The organism is Hymenobacter sp. AT01-02 (genome assembly GCF_000961955.2).
In the GTDB taxonomy this organism is placed as follows: Bacteria; Bacteroidota; Bacteroidia; order Cytophagales; family Hymenobacteraceae; genus Hymenobacter; species Hymenobacter mucosus.
In genome coordinates, this window is record NZ_JZIR02000003.1 from 74,861 (window position 1) to 87,108 (window position 12,248).

Sequence of the window (12,248 nt, forward strand, 5' to 3'; positions counted from 1 at the left end):
CTGAGGCAACCTATTCAACCTTGCCTACTTATGCACTGGAACTGAGGCTAGCCAACAAAAATGCTTGGTCAATTAGCAGTGGATTTAGCTATAGCCGTATGCGCACTCATCTTACCAAAACAAAGCCAGCTCAACTCGGAACGGTAAATTCTGGTCAGTTACTTGCTCTGCCTGCCTCTGTGGAAGTGAACAGTTTGCAAATACCCATTTTATTGCGCTATACGATAGGACATCATACAGTACAGCCTTACCTAGCGGCTGGCCCTAAAATCGGCATGTTTACCAACAACCGCACTACTCTATCCTACACTACGCTGACGTATGTTAGTGGCTCCAATTCCTACCGCAACGATGTAGTAACAGCTACTCCGTTGGTCAGGCAAAAGACGAATCCAACTTTAAGCGGCATTGTGCGGCTGGGTGTGCAAATCAAAGCGTTTACGCGTATCTCTCCGCTGCTGGAAATTCAATACACTAAAGGCCGGAACAGAGACAATTATTCAGGCGTGCAGTATACAGCACTTGGACAGTTAGAAAAGATTGGTCCTATGTATTATCAAGCCTTTAGCGCTGTTGCTGGTTTGGAGTTTTAGGAACCTAAAATAAGCAAGTAGAACTTCAATAATATGAAATAATTTAAATACATCACTGTTAATATGGATAGTTAACTTTATACGCCATAATTACATTAAGCACATAAAGCAACCGATTAAAATAAGTCAAAATGTCAGTATAAGTTCTTCTGCACCCCGTTTGCTAAGCATCTCGTAGAACTTCCTAACCCGAAGCACCTACCTAGACTTAGCAAGCCATGAACTTTAATAATTATACCATCAAGGCACAGGAGGCCGTGCAGAAGGCCACTGAAATTGCCGGGGGCAATCAGCAGCAGGCTATTGAAACCGGCCACCTGCTGAAGGGCCTCTTCCAGAGCGACGAGAATGTGTTGTCGTTTCTGGCTAAGAAGCTGGGTGTCAACCTGAACATCCTCACGCCCCGCCTCGATGCCTTGGTAACGGGCTACCCCAAAGTAAGCGGGGGCTCGCCTTACCTGTCCAACGAAGCCGCCGCGGCTCTGCAGCGCGCTACCGGCTTCCTGAAAGAGTTTGACGACGAATACGTGTCGGTGGAGCACCTGCTGCTAGGGTTGCTGGGCGGTAAAGACGCCGTAGCTACCCTGATGAAGGATGCCGGCTTCAACGAGAAAGACCTGAAAGCGGCCATCAAGGAGTTGCGCGGGGGTCGCAAGGTGACTAGCCAGACTGCCGAAGACCAGTACCAGAGCCTCAACCGCTACGCCCGTAACCTCAATGAGCAGGTGCGCACCGGTAAGATGGACCCCGTTATTGGCCGCGACGAGGAAATCCGCCGCGTACTACAGATTCTGAGCCGCCGCACTAAGAACAACCCTGTCCTGCTTGGTGAGCCCGGCGTTGGTAAAACCGCCATTGTAGAAGGCTTGGCTCAGCGCATTGTGGCTGGCGACGTGCCCGAAAACCTCCAGGATAAAATCATCATGTCCCTGGACATGGGCTTGCTCATTGCGGGCGCCAAATACAAGGGCGAGTTTGAGGAGCGCCTCAAGTCCGTTATCAAAGAAGTAACCGACTCCGAAGGCCAGATCATTCTGTTCATCGACGAGATGCACACCCTGATTGGGGCCGGCGGCGGTGGCGAAGGTGCCATGGACGCCGCCAACCTACTTAAGCCTGCCCTGGCCCGCGGTGAGCTGCATTCCATTGGGGCTACTACCCTCAAGGAGTACCAGAAGTACATTGAGAAGGACAAAGCTCTGGAACGCCGCTTCCAGGCCGTGATGGTAGATGAGCCGACTACAGAGGATGCCATCAGCATCATGCGTGGCATCAAGGAGAAGTACGAGCTGCACCACGGCGTACGCATCACCGACGACGCCGTAATTGCCGCCGTAGAGCTTAGCTCCCGCTACATCACCGACCGATTCTTGCCCGACAAGGCCATTGACCTGATGGACGAGGCTGCCGCCAAGCTGCGCATCGAGCTGAACTCTATGCCCGTGGAGTTGGATGAGGTGCAGCGCCGCATTATGCAGCTGGAAATTGAGCGCGAAGCCATCCGCCGGGAGGAAAACCACGACCGGGAGAACGTGCTTAACAAGGACCTGGCGGAGCTAACGGCCAAGCGCGACACCCTGAAAGCCCAGTGGGAAAACGAGAAATCGGCCCTCACCAGCATTCAGACCGAGAAAGAGAACATTGAGCGCTACAAGCTGGAAGCCGATCAGGCCGAACGCCAGGGCGACTACGGCCGCGTGGCAGAGCTGCGCTACGGTAAGATTCAGGAAGCCGAAGCCAAGCTAAAAGAGCTACAGGCCCAGGCCGAAGCCGACAAAGGCAAAGACGGCGGCTCGATGCTGCAGGAAGTGGTAACCTCCGAGGACATTGCCGAGGTAGTAGCCAAGTGGACTGGTATTCCGGTAAGCAAGATGCTACAGTCGGACCGCGAGAAGCTGCTGAACCTGGAGCAAGAGCTAGGCAAGCGTGTAGCTGGCCAGACGGAAGCCATTGCGGCCATTTCTGATGCCGTGCGCCGCTCCCGCGCCGGTTTGCAAGATCCCAAGCGCCCGATTGGTTCGTTCATCTTCCTGGGTACTACCGGCGTGGGTAAAACCGAACTGGCGAAGGCCCTGGCCGAGTACCTGTTCAACGATGAGAACAGCATGGTTCGCATTGACATGAGCGAGTACCAGGAACGCCACGCTGTATCGCGCCTGATTGGGGCGCCTCCCGGCTACGTGGGTTACGACGAAGGTGGGCAGTTGACCGAGGCCGTACGCCGCAAGCCGTACTCGGTAATTCTACTCGACGAAATAGAGAAGGCGCACCCCGATGTGTTCAATATCTTGCTGCAGGTGCTCGATGATGGCCGCCTCACCGACAACAAAGGCCGGGTGGCGAACTTCAAGAACACCATCATCATTATGACCTCCAACACGGGCGCCGACATCATTCAGAAGAACTTCAAAGAACTGAATGAGTACAACCACGACGAAGTGGTGGACCGTACCCGCGAGGAAGTGGTGGAGCGACTCAAAGGCCACATGCGTCCCGAGTTTCTGAACCGCATCGACGAGATTGTGATGTTCCAGCCGCTCAAGCGTAAGGAAATCCGCAAGATCGTGGACATCCAGTTCCGGCAGATTCAGCAGCGCTTGGAAGAAGCTGGCATCCGCCTGGAAGCCACCGACGAGGTGCTCGACTACCTCGGCGAGCAGGGCTTCGATCCGCAGTTCGGGGCCCGGCCGCTGAAGCGGGTGTTGCAGCGCCTTGTGCTCAATGAGCTGTCGAAAGATATCCTCTCGGGCCGCGTGAGCAAAGACGCCGTGGTGGAAGCCGTGCTGGAAGACGAGCAGATTCGTTTCGTGAACGTGGACGTGGAAATCCCAGGCGTGTAAAATACCCATTGTTAAATACGCAAAAGCCCCGCTGGCACAGTGCCAGCGGGGCTTTTGCGTATTTAAACTAGTGTCAGGCAACGGCTGCACAACCTCCTGAGGAGAGCAAGTACCTTGCTACGGCGCAACCATGCAGCAAGACGCTTACTTAGGATAGCGGAAGCTGCCCAAGTATAAGACATGGTTTAACCGCAACCAGCATCTACCCATTTAACGCGAATGAGAACATAGATGCTCTCACGGACAACATCTTCTTCGTTAGCAACACTGTTGTGCTCGACTTCAAGGCGAGCAATTTCGGAGTTCCGAAGTAGCCTTCAGCAGTCAAGCGCCTGTCTATTAAAGGCTACTATCATGGAGTGGCAGTACTGGTATGCGCTGCTTTGAGCCACTATTTGCTTTGCTTTTCGGTACTACTTGCGCGCTTTACAAATGATATACCCTGCTATTTGTAAGTAGCAGGGCCTTTTTAACTATATTTTAATTTATGCAACATTGTTTCATATATACCTTCGTGCCTCATTCATCCTTCCCTTATTCTCATGAAAACAGTAACCCGTACTATTCTTTATCCGGCCACAGCCTTGCTTCTAGGCAGTGCGTTCTCCTCCTGCGACAAAAATGACTCGGAGGTAGTGACGCCGGAGAAAACTGAAAGTCAGCACGTGCGGCTACTAGTGGCCGACCAAACGAGTACCGCCGTACATCTACTCGACCCAAAGAAAAAGGCACAGGAAAGCTTTCAAGCTAGCTTTGGCGGTGCCACACTGTACCCAACGGGTAGCGGGCGTTTTGCCGCTTTTGTGTCGGGTGCCAATAACTCGGTAGAGTTTTTTGATAGTGGCATTGAAGCTCACGGCGACCATGCCCACACGAAGGGCACCCCCAAATGGGCTCTCACAAAATCAGCCGCTGTGAAGCCCGCCCATTTCACTGTGCAGGGTAGCAGCATTGCTATCTTCGGGGATGGCGATGGCAAGTTGCACACCACAAATGAATCACAGTTGCATTCAGCTACTACTACCACTGCGGTACCAGTAGGAAGTGCGCATCATGGCGCTGTAATCACGTTTGCCAATAATACCTACGCCGTCTCAGATAAGGCTACAACTGGTGCTACTCCTTGGCGGGTAAAGATTGTTAACGCGCAGGGCAACGAAGTAGGTAGCCCTTCTGGTATTGCGGTAACCAACATTCACGGCAACGCTACCGATGGCTCCGTGGCCGTGTTTGGCACTCCGCAAGGCATTCTTAAGGTTCAGAGTTCCGGTCAGCAAGAGCTAATTCCCTACCCAGCTAGCTTTGGCTCGAACTGGCTGTCTAGCCTCAGCTATGGAGCATCTGCCAAAACATTCTTGGGCATGAGTGCCACGGCTGGTCTGCACATGGTAAATCCCGTAGCAAAAACCTTTACAAGCCTGGGTGGCATCACGCAGTATACCCGCGCGGTATACGATGCGGCTGGCCAAGACATCTTGGTTTTACAGGCCGATGGCAAGCTTTCTATATTTGATGGTGCTACTGGAGCAAAGAAAATAGACAAGTCGCTCACGGGGCTGCTGCCCGACGTGGCCACGGTAGTGCCCTTCCTCACGGCTACTAAGACCCATGTGTATATCACGAACGCCACGCAGGGAAAAGTGCACATGCTGGACAAAGCTACCCTGGCCGAGAAGCATACCTTTAGTGTAGGAGGTGCCCCCTCCCGCATCGTGATGATTGGGGCGGACCTGAGCGGGGAAGGGGACCATTAAGCCCAGCTACCAGCACTTATTTACACACGGCTTTGTCATGCGTGGAGTGGTAGCACTGGTAGCACTGAATGTGTAAAACCAATAAGAAACCCCACCGGTACTGCACCGGTGGGGTTTCTTATTAGTAGAGAAACTTATTTGTGACTGCTCAGAATTACGTTCTAACAGCAAGTTGCATTATGAATACGTTTATTATACCCGTCCACTAATTACTTTATACACATTCGGATATTTATTCGATAAAAATTTAACTATTAAGAGCGTAGCCATAAATATCAACACCGGGTTAAACCACAGGGTGTAGCTGGAATTTTGCAAGCCTACTTTCTTGATAGCAAAAAAGGTAACGACAATTAGCAATGGGTGATATAAATAGATCATCAAAGAATAATTCCGGCCTATCCTGGAGAGAATTGTGTCCTTGGGGGTTACAATGGCGAAGGACAGCATAAAGACGCCCATGGAGAACAGGAACGTGCCGAACAGGAACTCGTGGGCGAACAGGCCTTCCTTGCGGAAAGAAAATAGGATATAGCTCTCAATGTACTGTAGCGCAAAGCCAGCCACCATCATACCCACGCTGAACCACTTGCTAAACCGCTGTTCCAGGTGAAATCTGGAGTACATAAACCCAATAAATAGAAAGGGAATGGACAGCAGAAATCTGGATAAATGGCCCTCCACGTAGGGGCCCGTCAGCACAGAATAGGGGCTATAGAGCAGAATAAATACCAGAGTACCGGCGGCAACACTCGGAAGTAGTTTTTCCATCTTCAAAGACAAGAAAAACCACAACGTGATGTACCCAAAAATCATGGACCCAATAAACCATAGGTGAATGTAGTCGCCCAGGATTAGGGATTTAACCGAAAAAATATCAGCGGCCGTGTAGTACTCGGTTTTCAGGGCAATGAACAGGTACACAATATTGGCAAGTGCAAATATTGCGACTAGATTTTTCAGCACATGCATGAAGGCCTGATCTAGATTGGCTTTGCTTTTCTTTTCGAAGAAGTAGCCACTTACCAGAAAAAAGAAAGGCACGGCCCACCTAGCGCACAAGGACATGGCAGAAACGCCTTTGGCACTCAGGTCCGAGTAGGGCATGTGAAGCATGATCACGCAGAATGCGCCTATGGCTCTCAGCATATCTATTGTGTAGTTCCGAGCGTCGCTTCGCATTATGGCTGTCTGCATATGAGTTGAAAAAGTGTCTTCTGAGTTGCGTGTTTTTGGGTGGAGTAGACAGGACGAAATTCTTTTACAATCATCTAATTAGTAGACCATACCAACGGGTAATGGCATCCATAATCAGTATTAATGGGGCATACTGCTGCTAGAGCAGGCCTTAGGAAGCTTGCTTGTACAACACATGCCTGTGGGTGGGCTTTATTTCTTTCTTTTCTGCGCGAAAGGCAGCCACTGCACTACATAGTCGGGTAGCGGTTTTCCCTGCGCCAAGTCTTCCAACAGCTTCCGCTCATTACGACGGCTAAACAGAACCCTAATCGTCAGCCCCGATGCCAAGGCACTAGTTCCTAAGACGTAATCTATTCCTGTCTGCCAGTTTCCCTCTCCTCTGGCTACATAACTAGTAGCTCCTGCTACCACCATTCCGCCCGCCACTGCGCCAATTGTACCATACAGCCGGCCGCGCTTGAAAAGCCGGTGTAGTACTTGCCGTGTGCTATCCGATACACTACCCGCTTGATACGCACCTACTGAGTTTGCCGGAGAAGGCGCAGTTTGCTGGGCAAAACACGTACTACTGGCCGCTAGCCATAGCATTAGGGCAACTAAAGTTAGTTTCATTGAACGAAGGAAATATGGTAGAATAACTTGACTCGCCGAATATATAACTTCTTTATTGGCTATATATTTCACCGCATAAAATAATAATTACCACCACCTTACCCTTACCCCTATTTATGGGGGCAGGTATACAAACACAAAGTGCTGTTCTGAAGCAGAACAGCACTTTCGAGTTGAAAACTACTAGTGCTAAGCGGATTACCCCAGGTACCAGGCTTGCTGCTTCTTACTCAGCAGACAACCGCTTAGTGCCGGTAGTGGCTTACAGGTACCCACCTAGTACGAGGTACTGCACGGCGTCTTGCTGGGCGGCCCTTACCCCTCCCACGGCGGAGCGATTGTGGTACTTGTTGTCCTTCTTCACCAGCATTTTATAGGTGATGTCACGGGCACCGGGAGAGTCGGCCATCCAGGCCTCAATATTGACCTCCGCAATAGTGAGGCCGTCGGGTAACACCACTGCCCAATTGGAACGCCCCTTATCATTGCTTATGGGGCTGAGGTAACCAATCACCTTGTCATCCTGGATAATTTCGGTGCGCTGGGTGCGCTTATTGAAAGCAATGGCGGCCGGGCCGCGGCGGGCACGCTCTACCATTTGGTACTCCAGGGGCTTGGCATTGTTCTGAGCTGCGGTTTCGGCTGCGTACTTGGCCGAGAGCTTTTCGCCGTAGGCTTCCGTGAAGCGCTTAATACCATCGGGGTTAGGTTGCCCGTCGCGCATCACCTCATTTTTCACCAGGGCCTCCGCTAGCTGTTGGGCGAAGTTCAGCCCGGTCTTACCCATCTCAGCAGTTTCGCCACCGGGCTGAAACGTCATCATGTAGTAGATAAACGTTTCATTGTTGGGCAAAGAAGTGATGTTGCCTTTGGCTTTCATCACCTCCTTATCATCAAGCGTGAGCAAGGTGAAGTCTTTCATCATCATGCTCCCCACCTTGGTGAGCTTGGCGTAGGGCTTCTTATCGACGGTAATGACGTCGCCCTTTACAACCACGTTTTGCGCCTGGGCCACCAATGTAAGCGCCACGGATAAAAACAGAGTAGCACCCGCGCGCCGGGCGTGAGGGTGATAGAAATGGTCATGTAAACGAATAAGGATAAAGTGAAAAGTAAACGGCACATGCCCAAGGCCATTGAGCCATATAAGCAGAAGTAGCCCACTCAAATAATGCTCCGGTTTTTCGCAGGCGCCATTAAGGTGCTAAGTGAGCGAACACGCGTCTATTAGTCAAGGAGCCATATAGCACAGCTACCGTGAGCAAGCAACCCAAAGGCGTCACGGTAGCGTTGGCAAGGCCTCTTTTGCTTTAGCTCTATTGCCCAGCTACTAAGTGTTAGCAGACATTCCGCTGCCGCCCTAGTTAGTTTAGGAAGGGTAGCTACCGAAAAATACCAGTACTTAGTATTGAATAAGCACTATACTGTTGCGTTTTCTTTGTTGGTACCTACCCCTCTAGGGTGCAGGTACCGCCAGACCCGAAAACGCGCCGGTACTGCTTGCTGACTGCCATCTTGTAGCTTTGCACAATGTCGTTGTCTGTTTTTTCGACCTACCTCCAGCTCGGGTTTCACCACATTTTCAACCTGCAGGCCTACGACCACCTCGTGTTTCTGCTGGCCCTCTGCGCCCCCTATGTGCTCCAAGACTGGCGTAGAGTGGTAGCCTTGGTCACAAGTTTCACGGTGGGCCACTCCCTTACGCTGGCGCTAGCTACCCTGAACGTGGTAAGCTACTCGCCAAAGCTGATTGAGGTGCTGATTCCGGTAACTATTGTGCTCACCTGCCTGCTGAATCTGGCGCGCGCGGGCAAGCCTTCTGCCCGCCCCAGTGAGCGGCGACGCTCCGATGCTATCATCCTCACCCTACCTAATCTGCTGGCTGCCGTATTTGGCTGATTCACGGCCTGGGCTTCTCTAGCTACCTGCGCGAACTGCTGGGCCGCCAGAGCCGACCCGTGCTGGAACTGCTCAGTTTCAATATTGGCGTGGAACTAGGTCAACTAGTTATTGTAGGCCTCATTTTGCTGCTGGGCTTTGTGCTGCTGCGCGTCGTTAATGTTGCCCGCCGCGACTGGCTTTTGGTAACTAGCGGCGCGGCGTTGGGCATTGCTGTTGTCTTGCTCTTGGGGCAGTTGTAGGAAAAGCCCCACGTAGGGTACGCCTCCTGTTGCGGCACGTGACTAGCGCATGCGGAGCGCTATGACATTAATTTGTCACTTTATCGGCTAAATGGGGCTACACTTGTGCAACGCTCCCACCTGTGCGTGTCTTTCGCGGCACGCGCGGGTATCCCCGGTACTGGTGCGTATCTTCGCTTTCTTTGCGGGCTTTTCCCCTCCTCTCTATGTTGAAACCTACTCTGCTGGCCGCCGGGCTGGTTGCGCTGCTGGCCGCCCCGGCCGTGGCGCAGAACACCAACTCCGGAACCGACAAATTTGCGCAGCTCGGCCAAGAGTTGCCGACCCCCAACACCTACCGGACTGCTTCCGGCGCCCCCGGCCGCGACTATTGGCAGCAGCGCGCCGACTACAATATCAAAGTGACGCTCAACGATGCCGACCAGAGCATCAGCGGCACCGAGGATATCACCTACACCAACCTCTCGCCCGACAAGCTCAACTACCTGTGGCTGCAGCTCGACGCCAACATCTACGACCCCAAGTCGATGACGGCCTCCACGCAAACGGCGGAGCTGCGGGATAAGATGTCGTTTCAGACGCTGGAGTACCTGGAGCGCACCAGCTTCGACGGCTCGTTCAAAATCGACGACATCCGGATGAAGGGCGGCAATAAGCAGTTGCCCCACACCATCAACTACACCATGATGCGCGTGGACCTGCCCCAGGCTTTGGCCCCCAAGCAGTCCGTAACGTTTACGGTGAAGTGGCATTATACAGTAAACGACCAGAAGAAAACGGGTGGCCGCTCGGGTTACGAGTACTTCGAGCAGGACAAGAACTACCTCTACGAAATTGCCCAGTTCTACCCCCGCATGGCCGTCTATGACGACGTGAACGGCTGGCAGCACAAGCAGTTCCTAGGCCAGGGTGAGTTCACGCTGCCCTTCGGTGACTATAAAGTGGCCATTACGGCTCCCGCCGACCACGTGGTAGGCGCCACCGGTACCCTGCAGAACCCCGACCAGGTGCTGACCTCTACGCAGCGCCAGCGCTTCAACCAGGCTAAAACTTCTTCGAAGCCAGTGGTGATTGTGACGCAGTACGAGGCCACTAAGGCCGAGCAAGGGCGCGCCAAAGGCACCAAGACCTGGGTGTACGATGCCAAAAACGTGCGTGACTTTGCCTGGGCTTCTTCGCGGAAGTTCATCTGGGATGCTATGGGTTTGAAGGTAGAAGGCAAGCCGGTGGTGGCCATGTCGTACTACCCCAAGGAGGCCAACCCGCTGTGGGGCCAGTACTCCACGCAGGCCGTAGCGCACACCCTCAAGACCTACTCTAAGTTCACCATCCCCTACGAGTACCCGGTGGCTATTTCCGTGCACGGCCCCATCGGCGGCATGGAGTACCCTATGCTCTGCTTCAACGGCTACCGCCCCGAGGCTGACGGCACGTACTCTTCGGCCACGAAGTATGGTTTGATTTCGGTAGTTATCCACGAGGTAGGCCACAACTTCTTCCCGATGATTGTGAACTCCGATGAGCGCCAGTGGACCTGGATGGATGAAGGCCTGAACACCTTCATGCAGTACCTCACGGAGCAGGAATGGGAACGGGGTTACCCCTCGCGCCGCGGCGAGCCGGCTCAGATTGTGCCCTACATGGCCATGAACCCGAACCTGCAGAACCCCATCATGACCAACTCGGAGACGGTGCTGCAGCTGGGCAACAACGCCTACGGCAAGCCCGCCACCGCCCTGAACATTCTGCGCGAAACCGTAATGGGCCGTCAGCTCTTCGACTACGCCTTCAAAACTTATTCCCAGCGCTGGGCCTACAAGCACCCCAAGCCCGCCGACTTCTTCCGCACTATGGAAGACGCTTCGGGCGTTGACCTCGACTGGTTCTGGCGCGGCTGGTTCTACGGCACCGAGCACACCGACATGAGCATCGAAAACGTGCAGTGGTACAAAGTCGACTCCAAGAACCCCGACATTGAGAATGCCGCCCGCCGCGAGGAACTGAACGCCGCTCCCAAGAGCCTCTCCCAGCAGCGCAACCTCCAGGACATCAGCAAAACCCTGGTAGACGAGCGCCCTGAGCTGAAGGACTTCTACAACAACTACGACCCGCTGGCGGTATCGGAAACCGATAAGGCCCGCTACCAGCAGTACGTATCGAAGCTGAAGCCCGAGCAGCAGGAGATCCTGAAGAAGGGCCTGAACTACTACCAGGTTGACCTGAAGAACCTGGGTGGCCTAGTGATGCCCGTTATCATTCAGATGACCTACGCCGACGGCACGAACGAAGTAGTGAACATCCCCGCCGAAATCTGGCGCCGCAACAACGCCGAGGTGACCAAGGTGTTCATCACCGAAAAGCCCGTGGCCTCGTTCACCCTCGACCCCTACCTGCAAACCGCCGACACAGACCTCTCGAACAATGGTTTCCCGCGCAAGCTGGCGCCTTCCCGCTTCGAACTGTTCCAGCAGCAACAGCAGGCCGCTCCCCAGAACCCCATGCAGCAGCGCAATGTGTCGTCGCAGCAGCCCAAGCAGAGCGGTGGCACTACCGGTGCTACCGGTGGCAACTAAGCTTCCTTCCTGTTAGATTTGAACAGCCGGGCCGTTAGGTCCGGCTGTTTTTGTTTTGCTGGCTTGTTTATAAGCTACTGATGCAACTCTAGCTATGAAGATCAATTTTACCCAGATATTATTGGCACTTGCCTTATTGTCTTGTCAACCGAAAGCTGCTAGCGAAGAAATTATACATATTCTCCATTCAGATAGGCCTACACTTGTATATGTTAGGGTTCGATCAGTCAATTTTGACATTCACACCTTCATGGCTATTAGCTGTCAAGGATTTTTGAAGCAGTTTGATGATGCTAGAACTACTGAAATAACTAAACCCGCCATTTTATCTCAAATAGATAACCGTGCATCATCCTTGCGCGCAGACACGGTCAATACAGGGTTAGATGTCAGAGCTCAAGCTGATTTTAAGTATTCCAATGGTGTGGTATCCACCCTATGCTTAGGAAAATTTGGAATGCAAAAAGATGGTATTCGATTGAAGAGCGATGAGACGCTAGTCAACCTTTTGGTGCCTTACGAGAGCTTAAATTGA

At 52.9% G+C, this 12,248-nt stretch carries 10 protein-coding genes; 7 read left to right on the top strand and 3 right to left on the bottom strand.

From position 1 onward, the window contains the following. The first annotated feature begins 20 nt into the window (after positions 1–20). The 3 genes from VI25_RS01300 (at position 21) to VI25_RS01310 (ending at position 5,187) form a co-directional block, all read left to right on the top strand. Positions 21–593, top strand: a complete 573-nt coding sequence (locus VI25_RS01300; RefSeq protein WP_072144729.1) for an outer membrane beta-barrel protein — start codon at positions 21–23, stop codon at positions 591–593. A 218-nt stretch (positions 594–811) separates the two neighbouring features. Beyond that, positions 812–3,433, top strand: a complete 2,622-nt coding sequence (gene clpB / locus VI25_RS01305) for an ATP-dependent chaperone ClpB (protein WP_055562190.1) — start codon at positions 812–814, stop codon at positions 3,431–3,433. Between the two features lie 542 nt (positions 3,434–3,975). Beyond that, a complete protein-coding gene (locus VI25_RS01310; RefSeq protein ID WP_055562191.1) occupies positions 3,976–5,187 on the top strand; it encodes a hypothetical protein in 1,212 nt (403 codons plus the stop codon). Between the two features lie 192 nt (positions 5,188–5,379). Here the strand turns inward: VI25_RS01310 and VI25_RS01315 are convergent, their stop codons facing one another. From VI25_RS01315 to VI25_RS01325, 3 genes are all read right to left on the bottom strand, one after another. Beyond that, entirely contained in the window at positions 5,380–6,384 is a 1,005-nt protein-coding gene (locus tag VI25_RS01315; RefSeq protein WP_045687888.1) for an acyltransferase, read from the bottom strand. A gap of 192 nt (positions 6,385–6,576) precedes the next feature. Further along, positions 6,577–6,999: a hypothetical protein gene (locus tag VI25_RS01320; protein WP_045687889.1), complete on the bottom strand. Its 423-nt coding sequence runs from the start codon at positions 6,997–6,999 to the stop codon at positions 6,577–6,579. A 262-nt stretch (positions 7,000–7,261) separates the two neighbouring features. After that, complete coding sequence (locus tag VI25_RS01325) at positions 7,262–8,122, bottom strand: hypothetical protein (protein ID WP_152981442.1); 861 nt, start codon at positions 8,120–8,122, stop codon at positions 7,262–7,264. Positions 8,123–8,529: 407 nt separating this feature from the next. Here VI25_RS01325 and VI25_RS28165 point away from each other — a divergent pair, with 407 nt between their 5' ends. The 4 genes from VI25_RS28165 (at position 8,530) to VI25_RS01340 (ending at position 12,248) form a co-directional block, all read left to right on the top strand. Next, positions 8,530–8,898 carry a HupE/UreJ family protein gene (locus tag VI25_RS28165; protein ID WP_316934220.1) on the top strand — a complete coding sequence of 123 codons (369 nt, stop codon included), beginning with the start codon at positions 8,530–8,532 and terminating at the stop codon, positions 8,896–8,898. 38 nt (positions 8,899–8,936) lie between these two features. Next, positions 8,937–9,140, top strand: coding sequence for a HupE/UreJ family protein (locus tag VI25_RS28170; protein WP_316934226.1), 204 nt, complete (start codon positions 8,937–8,939; stop codon positions 9,138–9,140). A 206-nt stretch (positions 9,141–9,346) separates the two neighbouring features. Further along, a complete protein-coding gene (locus tag VI25_RS01335) occupies positions 9,347–11,713 on the top strand; it encodes a M1 family metallopeptidase (RefSeq protein ID WP_045687891.1) in 2,367 nt (788 codons plus the stop codon). Between the two features lie 94 nt (positions 11,714–11,807). Next, on the top strand, positions 11,808–12,248 hold the full coding sequence (locus VI25_RS01340; RefSeq protein ID WP_045687892.1) for a hypothetical protein: 441 nt from the start codon (positions 11,808–11,810) through the stop codon (positions 12,246–12,248).

What these genes read in the sequence shown, in the direction of transcription:
- VI25_RS28165 (WP_316934220.1), top strand. Translation starts at nt 8,530, where the DNA reads ATGTCGTTGTCTGTTTTTTCGACCTACCTCCAGCTCGGGTTTCACCAC.
- VI25_RS01310 (WP_055562191.1), top strand. Translation starts at nt 3,976, where the DNA reads ATGAAAACAGTAACCCGTACTATTCTTTATCCGGCCACAGCCTTGCTT.
- clpB (WP_055562190.1), top strand. Translation starts at nt 812, where the DNA reads ATGAACTTTAATAATTATACCATCAAGGCACAGGAGGCCGTGCAGAAG.
- VI25_RS01320 (WP_045687889.1), bottom strand. Translation starts at nt 6,999, where the DNA reads ATGAAACTAACTTTAGTTGCCCTAATGCTATGGCTAGCGGCCAGTAGT.
- VI25_RS01340 (WP_045687892.1), top strand. Translation starts at nt 11,808, where the DNA reads ATGAAGATCAATTTTACCCAGATATTATTGGCACTTGCCTTATTGTCT.
- VI25_RS01315 (WP_045687888.1), bottom strand. Translation starts at nt 6,384, where the DNA reads ATGCAGACAGCCATAATGCGAAGCGACGCTCGGAACTACACAATAGAT.
- VI25_RS01335 (WP_045687891.1), top strand. Translation starts at nt 9,347, where the DNA reads ATGTTGAAACCTACTCTGCTGGCCGCCGGGCTGGTTGCGCTGCTGGCC.